The sequence below is a fragment of the Bacillus sp. RE35 genome, assembly GCF_052146655.1.
In the GTDB taxonomy this organism is placed as follows: domain Bacteria; phylum Bacillota; class Bacilli; order Bacillales; family Bacillaceae_G; genus Bacillus_A; species Bacillus_A cereus.
The window spans coordinates 1,113,546-1,127,577 of record NZ_CP197377.1 but is presented as its reverse complement, the minus strand read 5'-3'; the positions used below and the strand labels follow the sequence as shown (position 1 = coordinate 1,127,577).

Genomic DNA, 14,032 nt, shown 5'->3' with positions numbered 1-14,032 from the left:
ACCTATGTCTATATGTGTCTAGTTATAAAGAATGCACGAACTGTCTATAACAGGAATAACTACTTTTCATAAAGGAGAAATCGTGTATGATACAACGTAAACATATTTTATATAATCAGCCCCGTGCTCATACAGTCGGTAATGTAGAATATATAAACAATGAGTGGGTATTCTTTGATGATGAAAATGATGAAGCGTTTTTATTAGAAGATATTGCCGAAGATGGGTTTGAAATTTTGTATAATAACAATTGGCTACCAGCCCGTTTCTATGAACAAGATGTATTACAAATCGCCAACGAGCAACACCATTTGCAAAATGGTGAAATGATACGTATTCGAAAAAAGTTACTTCTTAGCTATAATGAATGGCTGGAGGAATTACCTGACTCTGTCTTCACATTATTAACCGAATCATTGCAATCACTTCACTACTCTTTATATGATTGCATGTATTGTCATAATTATTTATCTTTCTTACCGCAAGAAGAGTCACGCGAAGGAGTAAATATTCTTTTGTTTGATAACGAAGAAATGATCTGTACACTGCAGCACCATTTCGTCCGTCACACTACGTCAAATAAAAATATGTTCCGTTTTACGAAAGTAAATGGAGAAGAGTTGCATATCGATGCGACATAAAGTGAAACTTTAATCAGTGGGGTAGCCCACTGATTATTAGCCTTCACCAATCTGATGTTTACGGGATAAAGTAAAAAACCACCTTATAATCTCCCAAGTCTTTGAGATCATAAGGTGGCTTTATTTTTTATTAGAATACTTTCCAGCCAATCGGTAATTTCAGCCCAAGGTAAAATACTGCTACTAGCGCAACAATAAATAAGCCCCAAACCGCCCCTGTTGGTTTGTTTTTGCTCATTTTCACAAGAACCATTTCCATTCCACCGATAACTAAAATACCAGCTAACATTTTTAAGCCATACCACATGTGCATGCTACCTGTTGCTGTCTTCACAATACTCATGTACAACATGAAGCCTGTCACAATAATAATGATATACATTAGGCGAAGCCCCATATGTACACCTTTCCCTTTTCTTCCTGCTGAATAAAGTGAATACGCAACGAAGAATAAAATTAAACCTAACGCCCATGCTGTAATATGCATATGTACCATCGTATCCCTTACCTCCTCTTTTCACACTTTTTCACTCTATATGATAACATGTTCATTTATTTTCAGGAAATGTTTCGCTTTTTTACATTTAAATGCTATAATATTTAGAGTATTTACAAACTTCTTGTAATAACAAAAGGGGGAACAATCATGATTCAAACTAAGGATATTATCGAACTTACAGACACATACGGAGCAAATAACTATCACCCACTTCCAATCGTTATTTCTAAAGCAGAAGGTGTTTGGGTAGAAGATCCTGAAGGAAACCGCTATATGGACTTATTAAGTGCATATTCTGCAGTAAACCAAGGTCATCGTCACCCGAAAATTATTAACGCTTTAATTGACCAAGCTAATCGTGTTACGTTAACTTCTCGTGCTTTCCATAGCGATCAATTAGGTCCTTGGTACGAAAAAGTTGCGAAACTAACTAATAAAGAAATGGTACTTCCAATGAATACAGGTGCTGAAGCTGTTGAAACTGCAATTAAAACAGTTCGTCGCTGGGCTTATGATGTGAAGAAAGTGGAAGCAAACCGTGCTGAAATCATCGTTTGTGAAGATAACTTCCACGGACGTACAATGGGTTCTGTTTCTATGTCTTCAAATGAAGAGTACAAGCGTGGATTCGGTCCAATGCTTCCTGGCATCGTTGTAATTCCTTACGGTGATTTAGAAGCATTAAAAGCCGCAATTACACCAAACACAGCAGCATTCATTTTAGAGCCAATTCAAGGTGAAGCAGGAATTAATATCCCACCAGCTGGTTACTTAAAAGAAGCTTTTGAAGTATGTAAAAAAGAAAACGTTTTATTTGTAGCAGATGAAATCCAAACTGGCTTAGGCCGTACTGGTAAAGTATTTGCTTGTGACTGGGACAATGTAACTCCTGACATGTACATACTTGGTAAAGCACTTGGCGGCGGTGTGTTCCCAATCTCTTGCGTAGCAGCAAACCGCGACATTTTAGGTGTATTTGAGCCAGGTTCTCACGGTTCTACATTCGGTGGTAATCCACTTGCATGTGCTGTTTCTATCGCGGCTCTTGAAGTGTTAGAAGAAGAAAAATTAACAGAGCGTTCTCTTCAATTAGGTGAAAAATTAGTTGGGCAATTAAAAGAGATTGATAACCCAATGATCACTGAAGTTCGTGGTAAAGGTTTATTCATCGGTATCGAATTAAACGAGCCAGCTCGTCCTTACTGTGAACAACTAAAAGCAGCTGGTCTATTATGTAAAGAAACACACGAAAATGTAATTCGTATCGCACCACCTCTAGTAATCTCTGAAGAAGATTTAGAGTGGGCATTCCAAAAAATTAAAGCTGTATTATCGTAATGATAGAGAGGTTGTCCGACATGTTGGGACAACCTCTTTCTTTTTATATTCATTTATATTAAGATAAAATTGTAATTTTCTGTATTTTAAAATCATAAAGGAGGTGCGACATGCTATTAAGATATGGTAAACATATTAACTATTTAGCTACAGCTTTTATTTTAGTTACATTCTTTGGTTTCCTACTTTCCACAACATGGCTTCATTACTCAACTCCTACTACACTCACACTACTGAAAGCATCATTTTGGACTGCTGTTATTCTTACTATCATTGGTTTTGGACGAGAAAAAAGCGCACTTACGGTTATACTATTTGGCATTTGTACACTTGCATTCATTGGTCTTTACACTTTTGCCGTTATCGATTACCTCTATAACCCAAGGCCATAAAAAAAGAGCTATCTTTTAACAAGATAGCTCTTTTCTTTATTTCACTACATTTCGTAAAGTACCAATTCCTTCTACTGTAATGACCACTTCATCACCAGCATGTAAAAACTTCGGTGGTGTAAAACCTTTTCCGACACCAGCCGGCGTTCCTGTTGCGATAATATCGCCTGGTTCTAAAGTCATTCCTTTACTTATCGTTGAAATAATTTCTTCTATTGAAAAAATCATTTTATTTGTGTTAGAAGTTTGCCTTACTTCTCCATTTACTACCGTTTCAATGTGTAATGCATTCGGCGCATTAACCACCGATTTATGAATTAAATACGGTCCCATCGGACAAAATGTATCGAAGCTTTTCCCAAGGAAAAACTGTTTATGTTTTCTTTGAATGTCTCGAGCTGTTACATCATTTATAATCGTATAACCAAAAACATGCTCAAGCGCTTTTTCTTTTTTTATTTGCTTCCCTCGCTTACCAATAATGATAGCTAATTCTCCTTCGTAATCTAGTTCGTCCGTTGCATGAGGGTGACCATTAATTTGCTCATTTATGCCAATAACTGTTGTTGGTGCTTTCGTAAAGATCATTATATTTTCTGGAATAGACTCTACTCCGCCCATTTCTACCGCATGCTCACGATAGTTTTTTCCAACGCACAAAATATTCTTTCTTGGCCTTGGAATCGGCGCTAATATTTTCACCTCTGTTAACGGATAATACGCCGCTTCCCCGTTCTCTTTTGCCCAATTTACAATTTCACATACTTTCTCAAAGCATTCAGTCCCTCTTTCAATACACTCTAACATTGTAATAGGGATTGTAACCTTTTCCCCTTTTTGTCTTTGCGCTTCTCTTAAGTGTAATACCTTTTCTTCTTCTTCATCTACAATACCTACAAATACCTTTTCTTCTTTCTTCGCCGTTACAAAACGCAATATTTCCACTCTCCATCCTAAAACTCATACCCTTTAATTGTATTCGCATCCGCAAGAAAAAAACCTTCTCATGCACGCTAATTTTTACAATATTCTTCTCATCCCCTATTCGTTACCCCTTTATCATTTGGCATAAAATGTAGAAATTTTACTTTTTTTAGCGAATGCATTTCTTTTTTATGAAGTTTTTGTATAATATGTACTACATATATACTAAAAATTTCATTTAGAGATGGAGCCGATTTCAATGTTTGAGCAAGCGATTGAAAAAAAACGTGAAAAAATGATTTATTTTGCTGAACGCTATGGAATGACTTCTCAAAAAACAGTGGATTGTAGCCAAGAACTGGACAGGCTCTTAAATGTAATTTGTCATGTACATACGGATTTACACCCTAATCAAACATTCAAAACACACACGCAATAATGCGTGTGTTTCTTTTATTTCAAAAAAATACACATTTTATTGGAAACGCCCATACAATAGTAGAAAAGAAAATTTTAAAAACGAAGGGTGTTTTGTATGCCAGCTATGGTCGGACATATTCGTATCGTCAATATTGGATCAAGTGGTATTTTTCATATTGGAGATGTATTTGCGATTAGGCCTATTAGTTACTCACGTGCTTTCGCCGGGGCCGGCTCTTTCAACGTTGGAGATAATGTTTCTGTCTACAATTATCAAAGTGCAACGACTGTCAACGATTCAGATGTAATCGATCAAGCGATAATTGGCTCAACTTAAAGGAGGCAATTGCATTGAATTTTTATGTAAACCAAAGTATCATCATCAACAGTATTAAAATTGATAGCATTACAACCTCTTCTGTGTTCCAAATTGGTACTGCCGGAAGTATTAAAGCCCTATCTAAATTTTCAAATACGGGCGGATTTACGGAGCCGCTTCGCCCATTACAGGCGAAAGGACAAATTATTTCTATCAAACCATCAACTAGTTCTTCTTAAGACATCCTTGTCATAAATATATAGCAGGAATATTTTTACCCTCCCTATTGAAAAGGAGGTTTCACAAATGAATCAAGATATATATACTTACTTACACCAACTTCAACAAGCTCTTCAAACACAACAAGCAGCCATCTTGAATTTAGAAGATCAAGTGCGTCAACTCCAAGAAGAGCTTAACGAATTAAAAAATCGCCCCTCCTCTTCTGTAGGAAAAGTGGAATACAAATTCGATCAATTAAAAGTCGAAAATTTAAATGGTACTTTAAATATTGGTTTAAACCCATTTTCAGCAAAAGGACAACAAATTGAAGATTTTCAAGTGGATACAGAAACATTGAAGGTAAACCCTGAAACCGAAACAAACCCAGACTTTTATCAAGGTATCCTCCAAGAAATGCATCGATACTTAGATGAAGAAGCATATAATCGTATTCTCCATTTTGAACAAGAAGAGAGAACACCGCTTGATGAAATGTATCGACAAATGATGGTGGATGACATAAAAAAACAGATGGAGCATCGACTCCCTTATTATTTATCACAAGCGCAATCATATGAAGGTATTTCAACAGATCCAGATTATTTACGAGATATCATTATTCAGGCAATGAAACAAGATATTGACAAAGCCTTTCTCTCCTTTATTCAGCACATACCGGGAAATTTTCGAAAGGAGTAAGTATGTATGAACCTTAACGTTGTAAACCGTGAGTTAAAAGTCGGACAGATTAAAATGAACGGTGTATCGTCGTCCGCACTCTTTTTAATTGGAGATGCAAATCTCCTCATTCTATCTTCTATTCTCGATACACCATTTGAAACAGTTACAGAGGGTCCATTTGTACCATTAGTAACAGATGTCCCTCCTACTCCAGGTTAAGGAGACTGAAAAATTATGTTGCATCATGTGTCCATTGTCCAAAATGTTTCTATTATTTCTTTAGGGATTACTGCCGTATTTCAAGTTGGAGATGCAAACCAAATGGAATTAAAAAGTAGAGCTATTGCCGTCCACCGTGAAATTCCTTGTTATATACGGGGAGAAGGTCGCTTTGATGCTTTTGAAATCTTTACAGATGAACACATTACAATTCCAAAACGAACGACAGATGTAAAATTAAATATTGTAAATGAATGCCCTTTTATTGAAGTGAATAACGTTGAATTGCGGACACTTTTAAATTCTGGTTGCTTTCAAATTGGAAATGTTGATTATGGTTTTAATAACTCTCGTATTATACAAATCCGCCAATATATTACGGATGAACCTTCCGCACAATAATTCATATAGTAATTAAAAAGCTTAGTAAAGTAGGTGGATGGTATGCCTTCAGTTGTAGGAAATCTCGTCGTGCAAAACAGTAACGGCTCTTTCAACTTAGGAGATTTTTATAACGTATCTCCGAAAGAAAACACGAAAGCCTATAACGGATCTGGAGCTTCCAATGTTGGGTTTGTCGTGAATACGTTTAACGGTGTTAGTGCAACGAATACATTTGATTCTGATGTGGCAGATCAAGATCAGATTGGAACAGCGTAAAAAAAGTAGGAGATATTCTCCTACTTTTTTCTTTTATGTAATTCAAAATTATTAAAATGAAATTTTAATAAGCAAGAGCTTCACTGTCCACAAATAGTGGTATAAACACGTAAGTAGTGAAGAGGCACTATTTCATTTTATTTAAATGATAACCCACTCTCCTCCAAAGCCTTCCTAAGCTTCGGCAAAGACGCAGGTCCCATACCATGCAGTTTTAAAATTTCTTTTTCACTATATTTTGAGAGTTCTTCTACAGTTTGAATTCCACGGTGCTCTAATGCCCTTCTTGCTGGCGCTGAAAGAAGAGAGAGAAAACCTTCTTTTGGTTTTCTCTCTTTCTCACAGACTGGGCAAGTTGGACAATCGCTACTTTTATAGTACTCGTGTCCCTGTTCACAAGTTCTTAACGTTTTTTCCGTTACCATTTTCAAGCCCCTCTATTCTTCAATATTTACAACGTGATTCCCATCAAAGAAGTATAAACATTTCTCTTTTACAGGATGTTGTAAGCTTTTCTCCAGCGCTTTTGCATATAACGAAAGCTGCACTTTATATCGATCCTCTAAAATTGGTTTCGCTTGATCGAATCCGCCTGGGAATTTCCCTTCAATCGTATCTGTTTTGAAGTCGATTAACGTAATGCCATCTTCCTCTTCAATCATGCAGTCGATAACCCCTTGGACAAGAATCGTTTCTTCACTCTTCCCTTGCCAATCTTGATATGCTTCTTCTGCTGCAAGCATCATCGTAAATGGTACTTCACGCTCAACACTTTTCGCCGCTAATACCCTTTTACCTAAGTCACTGTCAAAGAATGAAATTACTTTTTCAATCGCTATTTCTTCCGCCTGCTCGAATGTTAATAATTCCTTATTTACCATTCCAGCAATTTGCTCTTGAAGAACTTCAACCGTAATCGGCTTCTTCAAATCAACATGCTGCATAACGGCATGGACTGCTGTTCCGCGCTCTGCGTACGTTAACCCTTTTTTCTCCATAAAGCGCGGGCGTGTTTTAATTGGTGCACGTAGTTTTTTAATAAAGGCGTTATCGCTACCTTCTTCAGATTGATAATTTCTCTTTATTTCTGTAACAGATTGCTTCGCACGATGAGATGTCGCATCCTCATATCCGTACTTCCACATTAATCTGTCGTACACTTCTTCTTTCCGTTCACTTTGCAGGGGAACAGCCTTTTTCTCACGAAGCGCTTCTAACAATTCTTGTTTCTCTTCTTGAACTGGCTCTGGTGCAAGTAGTGTGTTACCGTCCACAACTTCTACTTTCCAGCTAGTGTCATATCCGTAAATTTCATCTGGAATACTTCCTTGTCCTAATTCAAGAAGCATTTCACTATCACGGTGTCTATATAATGAAGGTGCAATCCAGTCTAAATAACAAGACGCCCCGGCACGTATGTGATCTGGTAATAACCATTCACTATGTTCCCTCGCATCAAGCCATTTTTCCATTTCCTTATTTGCATCCTTAACTGTTCCGATTAAAATTAACTTCTCTTTCGCACGCGTCAATGCTACGTATAGTACGCGCATTTCTTCCGCAATTAATTCCATTTTCATTTTACGCTTAATCGCAAGCTGTGATAATGTTGTATATTTAATTCGTTTACGCGGATCGATAAATTGCGAACCGAAACCGAAATCTTTATGCAGTAAGAAACGCTTCATTAAGTCTTGTGTATTAAAACGACGACCGAGTCCAGCTACAAATACGACCGGGAACTCTAGCCCTTTACTTTTATGAATCGTCATAATGCGAACAACGTCTTCTTGTTCACCTAGGGCTCTCGCCGTACCCATATCATCACCGCGTTCTAAAATACGTTCAATAAAACGTAAGAAGCGGAATAATCCTCTAAATGATGTTGCTTCATATTGTCTTGCGCGGTCATATAGTACGCGTAAGTTTGCCTGCCTTTGCTTTCCAGCTGGTAAACCGCCAACGAAGTCGTAATAACCTGTCTCACCGTACACTTTCCAAATTAAATCAGAAAGTGATTGTTGACGGGCGAATTCACGCCATCCTTGCAATAAGTTATAAAACCACTCTAATTTATCATGAAGTTCTTGCTCCTCTTCAAGCGGTGCCCCTTTTAAGAATGAGCTCATTACTTCATAAAACGAGCCTTTCTTTCCATGAGCACGAAGCGTTGCAAGTTCTTCATCGCTCAATCCAACGATTGGGGAACGAAGTACAGCGGCAAGCGGAATATCTTGCATCGGATTATCAATAACGCGGAATACGTTCATCATAATATTTACTTCCGTCGCTTCAAAATAACCAGTCGCGAGGTCAGCGTATACTGGAATTCCTTGTAATTTTAACTCTTCCATAATTTGCGGGGCCCACGGCATGGAGCGAAGTAAAATAACGAAATCGCGATATTGCACCGGACGCATACTATCATTTTTACGGTCATACACTTCATAACCGGAATCAACCATCGCTTTAATGCGCTGCGCCATAAGGCGAGCTTCAAGCTGTGCTTTTTCGACTTCTGCACCTTCTTCACCGTCTATTACTTCTTCTTCCGTTTGCTGAATACATAATAATTCTGCTGCTACATCTTCACCTTCTGGATAGGTAGCACCTAGCTTTAGTTCAGCGTCAGCATCGTAGTCAATTTCCCCAACTTCTTCGCCCATAATTTGTTTAAAAATAAAGTTCGTACCTGCTAGTACTTCATGACGACTACGGAAGTTTTTCGCTAAGTCAATCTTCATTCCGCCGCCCAATCCTTCTTGTGTGAAACGTTTATACTTTCCTAGGAATAAGCCTGGCTCGGCTAGTCGGAAACGATAAATCGACTGCTTTACGTCACCAACCATGAACAAGTTTCCTTCACTCTCAGAATCTTTCGTTACGAATTTAATAATGGATTCCTGTACAAAGTTCGTGTCTTGATATTCATCGACTAATACTTCAGCAAATTTATTACGATATTGGAGCGCCACTGCTGACGGATTCATTTCACCATTTTCACTTTGTTCACTTAAAATTTGTAAACAGAAATGCTCTAAATCCGTGAAATCGACCATTCCTTTATCTCGCTTCATCGCTTGGAAACGCTCTGTAAATACTTTTACAAGTTGAACAAGCTTTTCTAATACTGGGTGCATATCTTGAAAATCTCGTAAGAAACTTTCAGGTTTGCGGCTAAATAACTCTTCTTGTAATTTCTTCACTTCATCTTTCGCTTTATTACGAAGAGAGTCTACTTGTTTTACAACATCTTCATTGTAATCACTTTTCTTAATACGCTTTAACGTTTGCCACGATACGTTTTGCATCGCTTCATACACACTTGTCCACGACTCACGAGCAGCTGATGATAGCGTTCCAAGTAATGCTACATCTGCTTGCAGGGTTTCAATGCGAGGCGCTGGACCGTCAGGAAGCATTGCGAGTTCAGTTGCCTTACGAATATGCTGTTCCGCTGTTTCAAGCTGGAATTTCACATCTTCTAATAAATAAGAAGCATATACTAAATCTTCAATTGTCTTTCCTTCTACGTCATATGCTTCTACTAATTTATCAAGCCATTTTTCCGGATTTGGATGCGCTCTTGACTCTGTATGAAGCGCTAAAATCATACGTTGCAAGTCATCATCACTACGGTCACTCGTATAACGATCAACAAGTTCAAAGAAGATTGTATTATCTTCGATTCCGTACTCTTCTTCTAATATGTCATCTAGCACTTCTTCTTTTAACAATTCATTTTCTGTTTGATTCGCAATACGGAAACGAGGATCAACATCAAGCATGTAGTAATATCCTCTAATTACTTGTAAACAGAATGAGTGAATTGTTGAAATGGAAGCTTTATTTAATAGGCTCAGCTGCTTTCTTACGTGTTGAGAGCCTGGTTCATCAATTAATACCTTTTCTAACGCTTCCCCGATTCGGTTTTTCATCTCTTGCGCTGCTGCATTCGTAAATGTTACAACGAGCAGGCGGTCGACATCGACTGGATTCTCTTCATTAATAATCTTTTTAATAATACGTTCAACTAATACTGCTGTTTTACCTGATCCAGCTGCAGCAGCAACTAAAATATCACGTCCGTTCGCTACAACAGCTTTCCACTGGTCATCTGTCCATTGACTACCTTCTGGTTTTTTAGGCCAATTTTCTATCATTCTCCGCCAACCTCCTCTCTTATTTTCTCCATCGCTTCGCTATCTTTCATATCTTTTAACGATCGGAACTGATTATCTTCCAGTGACTCATCAAACTGACAAACAGATTTGAAGTTACAGAACGTACATGCTGCTTTATTCCCCATTTTATAAGGAGCAATATTGATAACACCTTCTGTAATATCTTTTCCGATATTTTCAAACGTATGGTGTACATATTTTTGCAGTACGTTAAACTCTTGCTCACTTGCAATACTTGAACGCGCACTAAAGCTACCGTCTTTTTTCAGGCCAGCAGAAATAATATCTGAGCTTCCTGTTGAAAGTTTGTTATCCATTAAACGAACAACGTCAGCATCTCCTAATACGAGTCCTTTCATTTTAAATTTCTTTAAAATTTCTTTTTCAATTTCAGCTTCCGTTGCGTCACCTTTCATCTCAACGATTGGGTTATGAATATGGAAATACAATACACCAGCTGGTGATGCTGCGTGGCCTTTTTTCATCCACGTCTGTGCATTCGAAGTAACAACATCTAAATACGTTAACATTTGAAGTGCTAATCCGTAATACACTTCCGTTAAATCTAACGCTTTTGAACTTGATTTATAATCAATAATACGTAAGAACGTCCCATTTTCATCTTCTGCCTTATCAACACGGTCAATACGGCCGACTACTTCCATCTTTACACCATTTGGTAATGAGAATTCCATCGGCGGAAGTGACCCTGTACCTCCCATACCGAACGGCACCTCTAAATCAACTGGTACGAATCCGCTTGACTTCGCATGTTCACGAAGAATGATTGACGTACGGAAAATGATTTGTTGTAGTTTTTGTTTTAAATAGAAATGACGGTTTGAACTTAATAAAATTTGTCGTTGTAATAACGGCGCAATTTCTTCTATTACTAAAACAGAAAGATGCTCACACTCTTTTATGGATAAATCCGCCCAAGTGCGGTTTTCACGCAATAACTTGTCCGCAATTTTCTTTAATGCCGCATGGAATAATTCGCCGATGTCTGGCGCATCAAGCTTGAAAATATCACGCTCTCTAAGCGATAAACCGTGCTGCGCAAAATGAGCGTATGCACAACGATTAAATAGTTCCATACGAGAGACGCTTCCTTTAATTATATCTCCGTATAAATCTCTACTTACTGCTGTACTTAGTTTCTTCGCACGATTTCGATAGAATAAACTTGATAAGACGCGGCTACTTTTTTGTTTCCATTCATCTGAAGTTACGTAGAAATTATATACGTCCCACCAAAAGTCTAAATTCCCTTCAAATCCGTATCGCTTCCACGTTTGTAGTTGCTGCATAACGTAAGATAACGTTACTTCTGGCGTTGCTACATATGAAATTTGTTCTGAACGTGATAAATCATTTACGTCATTCGTAATAAATGAATCTTTCACATTAGGGAACATTCTTTTTATTTTCTTAATAAAGCTAGACGCAAGTAACGTCTTTCCTTCTTCATCTGCAAGCGGGCATGAAATGTATAACTTCTCAGATGCTCTCGTTACCATTTGATACATAACGAACTGTTCTTCTAACAAAGTTTGTCTCGTCGTTGGCGCTAATTCAATCCCTGCCGCACCAAGAACTTCTCTTTCCTCATCAGAAAGCATACCTTCATCCATAGGTGCTGCTGGAATGACACCCTCATTTACACCTATAATAAACGTTGCTCTCACATCAGATAATCTGGAGTGATCAATATTAGCAATTAACACTTGGTCTAATGACGGCGGAATGTTAGCAAATTGAAGTGCCTCAAGACCAGTCGACATAACGTCAGTAAACATAGAAAGAGACATTTTCTCTTCCCCAAGCATCTCTACAAATGTATCAAGAAGGCTCATTACTTCTTCCCATACTTGTTCATGATCTGTCGCAAATAAGAAATCTCCACTTTCTTCTGCACGTATACGTAATTCTTCTAGTTTTTTCGGAACATCCAGTTCTTCTAAAAACAAGTAAACTGCTTCACACATTTGCATAACTGTTCCTGCACGCTTTAACCTTTTTTGCATGCGAATAACAGGTGTTCTTACAACGTCACGTAGCCTATTTATTTTCTCTTCCATTTCACGTTCACTGTCTGTAATCATCCCGTTCGTATCATCAAGAGAACGATAACGGCGATACATCCATGGATCTTCAGCAGTCCATCTCTTTCCTTGTACACCGTACGCTAAACAGTAATTTTCAAATTCATCCATTTCTTCACGCATCGCTTCTTTTCTTACGTCTAATGGATATAAAAGCTCTGTTTTCACGCAGCGGAACACCGCATCATAACGCCAATTCCCACTAATAATCTCGAGTACAGAACGAATACATTCTACTAATGGGTGATGTGACATCGGGCGCTTTTCATCGATGAAGTGCGGGATATTATAATCTGTAAATAACGTTCGCATCACATCGTAATAACTTTCCCCATTACGAAGAAGCACTGCAATATCCCGGTAACGATATTTTTCGTCCGCAACAAGTTTACGAATTTCACGAGCAACCCCTTCTACCTCCGCTCGTAAATTCGCAGCTGTACTAATCGTTACACTCGCTTCACCGTTAAATTTTTCATTCGGACGCGCTTCATAATGAGCTTCTAAATGCGCTAATGCCGGAGAATGAAAACGCGGCTGTTCCATAAGTGGAATTGTTTTTTCAATTTCTATTTTCTCTTCACGCGCTACTTGTTTTATTTTTTCATACGTTAACGTCGTTTCATAAAATAAATCGAGTTCATTTACTGGCTGCGCTAACGTTTTTTCATCTATCGTTAACGTGATCGTAACTCTCGCTCCGCAAATCATAAGCTGTCTTACAATCTCTAACTCTTGCGGGGAGAATGAATGAAATCCGTCTATATAAATTTCCGCACCATTTACATATTCAGACTGCGGAAGCTTTTCCACTAGCAATTGCAGGTAGTCTTCTGAATCTAAATATTTTCCAATTAAAGCACGTTCAAAATCATCGTATAACAGCTGTAAATCATACACTTTATTCGCTAGTAACTTTTGTTCGGCACTGCTACTATGCGCATCTAATTGTTGCCACATTTCATATACGTTAGATGGCGTTACATTGTAACGTTTAAACTCTGCAATCATACTACCAAGATGTTCAAAGAAACCGTTTTGCTCCGCTGCTTTTTGGAACACCGATAATCCATCTTTACGAGACTCTACAATTTTACGGAGTAACATATGTACACCAGCTTCATCAATATGAAGACGACTCGCTCCGCCAACTTCTTGCAGTACCTTCCACGCTAATCGTGAAAAACTAAAAACTTGTGCCCGAATAGAACCTCTTACATCCTCACTTCCAATTAACGCCTGCTGCGTCTGGAATGTCATCTGTTCTGGCACAAGATATAATATTGTTTTCCCTCTCGGGCGTTGTTTTAACTCTTCTTGCACTTCGCGTAAACAAAGTGTACTTTTTCCACTTCCCGCTCTACCAATCACAAATCGAAGTGACATGTAACCCCACCTTTCACTTACATAACGAACGTTAGTTTGCTA

At 38.1% G+C, this 14,032-nt stretch carries 15 protein-coding genes; 10 read left to right on the top strand and 5 right to left on the bottom strand.

The features are described 5' to 3' along the window. Positions 1-86: 86 nt before the first annotated feature. Positions 87-641 (top strand): DUF2777 domain-containing protein, encoded by a 555-nt coding sequence (locus tag ACTL4X_RS05935; RefSeq protein ID WP_000616046.1) that lies wholly within the window; start codon positions 87-89, stop codon positions 639-641. 130 nt (positions 642-771) lie between these two features. On the opposite strand, the gene ACTL4X_RS05930 is transcribed toward ACTL4X_RS05935, so the two are convergent. Further along, positions 772-1,137, bottom strand: coding sequence for a YisL family protein (locus ACTL4X_RS05930; RefSeq protein ID WP_000233494.1), 366 nt, complete (start codon positions 1,135-1,137; stop codon positions 772-774). 150 nt (positions 1,138-1,287) lie between these two features. On the opposite strand from ACTL4X_RS05930, the gene rocD reads away from it, so the two are divergent. Together rocD and ACTL4X_RS05920 are read left to right on the top strand one after the other, a co-directional pair. Beyond that, positions 1,288-2,478, top strand: coding sequence for an ornithine aminotransferase (gene rocD, locus ACTL4X_RS05925; protein ID WP_000616658.1), 1,191 nt, complete (start codon positions 1,288-1,290; stop codon positions 2,476-2,478). 110 nt (positions 2,479-2,588) lie between these two features. Then, the gene (locus tag ACTL4X_RS05920) at positions 2,589-2,870 is read left to right on the top strand and encodes a hypothetical protein (RefSeq protein ID WP_000926857.1); all 282 of its coding nucleotides are present in this window, start codon (positions 2,589-2,591) and stop codon (positions 2,868-2,870) included. Positions 2,871-2,906: 36 nt separating this feature from the next. Here ACTL4X_RS05920 and ACTL4X_RS05915 read toward each other — a convergent pair whose 3' ends face one another. Continuing rightward, positions 2,907-3,806 (bottom strand): fumarylacetoacetate hydrolase family protein, encoded by a 900-nt coding sequence (locus tag ACTL4X_RS05915; protein WP_001213071.1) that lies wholly within the window; start codon positions 3,804-3,806, stop codon positions 2,907-2,909. 247 nt (positions 3,807-4,053) lie between these two features. Between ACTL4X_RS05915 and ACTL4X_RS05910 the strand changes: the two genes are divergently transcribed. The 7 genes from ACTL4X_RS05910 (at position 4,054) to gerPF (ending at position 6,315) form a co-directional block, all read left to right on the top strand. Further along, the gene (locus ACTL4X_RS05910) at positions 4,054-4,233 is read left to right on the top strand and encodes an aspartyl-phosphate phosphatase Spo0E family protein (RefSeq protein WP_000462841.1); all 180 of its coding nucleotides are present in this window, start codon (positions 4,054-4,056) and stop codon (positions 4,231-4,233) included. A 96-nt stretch (positions 4,234-4,329) separates the two neighbouring features. Then, complete coding sequence (gene gerPA / locus ACTL4X_RS05905) at positions 4,330-4,551, top strand: spore germination protein GerPA (protein ID WP_001111187.1); 222 nt, start codon at positions 4,330-4,332, stop codon at positions 4,549-4,551. Between the two features lie 14 nt (positions 4,552-4,565). Then, the gene (gene gerPB, locus ACTL4X_RS05900) at positions 4,566-4,772 is read left to right on the top strand and encodes a spore germination protein GerPB (RefSeq protein ID WP_001012508.1); all 207 of its coding nucleotides are present in this window, start codon (positions 4,566-4,568) and stop codon (positions 4,770-4,772) included. 67 nt (positions 4,773-4,839) lie between these two features. Continuing rightward, on the top strand, positions 4,840-5,454 hold the full coding sequence (gerPC, locus tag ACTL4X_RS05895; RefSeq protein WP_001070760.1) for a spore germination protein GerPC: 615 nt from the start codon (positions 4,840-4,842) through the stop codon (positions 5,452-5,454). 6 nt (positions 5,455-5,460) lie between these two features. Next, positions 5,461-5,655, top strand: coding sequence for a spore germination protein GerPD (gerPD, locus tag ACTL4X_RS05890; protein ID WP_001052807.1), 195 nt, complete (start codon positions 5,461-5,463; stop codon positions 5,653-5,655). Positions 5,656-5,670: 15 nt separating this feature from the next. Next, positions 5,671-6,057 (top strand): spore germination protein GerPE, encoded by a 387-nt coding sequence (locus ACTL4X_RS05885; protein ID WP_086401885.1) that lies wholly within the window; start codon positions 5,671-5,673, stop codon positions 6,055-6,057. A 42-nt stretch (positions 6,058-6,099) separates the two neighbouring features. After that, positions 6,100-6,315 (top strand): spore germination protein GerPF, encoded by a 216-nt coding sequence (gene gerPF, locus ACTL4X_RS05880; RefSeq protein ID WP_001141566.1) that lies wholly within the window; start codon positions 6,100-6,102, stop codon positions 6,313-6,315. Positions 6,316-6,452: 137 nt separating this feature from the next. Here the strand turns inward: gerPF and ACTL4X_RS05875 are convergent, their stop codons facing one another. Genes ACTL4X_RS05875 through addB form a run of 3 tightly spaced genes read right to left on the bottom strand, consistent with a single transcriptional unit; the run spans position 6,453 to position 13,990 of the window. After that, positions 6,453-6,740, bottom strand: coding sequence for an RNA polymerase alpha subunit C-terminal domain-containing protein (locus tag ACTL4X_RS05875; protein WP_000255728.1), 288 nt, complete (start codon positions 6,738-6,740; stop codon positions 6,453-6,455). 12 nt (positions 6,741-6,752) lie between these two features. Continuing rightward, the gene (addA, locus tag ACTL4X_RS05870) at positions 6,753-10,478 is read right to left on the bottom strand and encodes a helicase-exonuclease AddAB subunit AddA (protein WP_086401886.1); all 3,726 of its coding nucleotides are present in this window, start codon (positions 10,476-10,478) and stop codon (positions 6,753-6,755) included. Further along, positions 10,475-13,990: a helicase-exonuclease AddAB subunit AddB gene (gene addB / locus ACTL4X_RS05865; protein WP_086401887.1), complete on the bottom strand. Its 3,516-nt coding sequence runs from the start codon at positions 13,988-13,990 to the stop codon at positions 10,475-10,477. Before addB ends, addA begins: the two co-directional genes overlap by 4 nt. Positions 13,991-14,032 lie beyond the last annotated feature (42 nt).

Coding starts and splice junctions, on each gene's coding strand:
- ACTL4X_RS05935 (WP_000616046.1), top strand. CDS start 87: ATGATACAACGTAAACATATTTTATATAATCAGCCCCGTGCTCATACA.
- ACTL4X_RS05920 (WP_000926857.1), top strand. CDS start 2,589: ATGCTATTAAGATATGGTAAACATATTAACTATTTAGCTACAGCTTTT.
- addA (WP_086401886.1), bottom strand. CDS start 10,478: ATGATAGAAAATTGGCCTAAAAAACCAGAAGGTAGTCAATGGACAGAT.
- gerPC (WP_001070760.1), top strand. CDS start 4,840: ATGAATCAAGATATATATACTTACTTACACCAACTTCAACAAGCTCTT.
- gerPF (WP_001141566.1), top strand. CDS start 6,100: ATGCCTTCAGTTGTAGGAAATCTCGTCGTGCAAAACAGTAACGGCTCT.
- addB (WP_086401887.1), bottom strand. CDS start 13,990: ATGTCACTTCGATTTGTGATTGGTAGAGCGGGAAGTGGAAAAAGTACA.
- gerPD (WP_001052807.1), top strand. CDS start 5,461: ATGAACCTTAACGTTGTAAACCGTGAGTTAAAAGTCGGACAGATTAAA.
- ACTL4X_RS05910 (WP_000462841.1), top strand. CDS start 4,054: ATGTTTGAGCAAGCGATTGAAAAAAAACGTGAAAAAATGATTTATTTT.
- rocD (WP_000616658.1), top strand. CDS start 1,288: ATGATTCAAACTAAGGATATTATCGAACTTACAGACACATACGGAGCA.
- ACTL4X_RS05885 (WP_086401885.1), top strand. CDS start 5,671: ATGTTGCATCATGTGTCCATTGTCCAAAATGTTTCTATTATTTCTTTA.
- gerPA (WP_001111187.1), top strand. CDS start 4,330: ATGCCAGCTATGGTCGGACATATTCGTATCGTCAATATTGGATCAAGT.
- ACTL4X_RS05875 (WP_000255728.1), bottom strand. CDS start 6,740: ATGGTAACGGAAAAAACGTTAAGAACTTGTGAACAGGGACACGAGTAC.
- ACTL4X_RS05930 (WP_000233494.1), bottom strand. CDS start 1,137: ATGGTACATATGCATATTACAGCATGGGCGTTAGGTTTAATTTTATTC.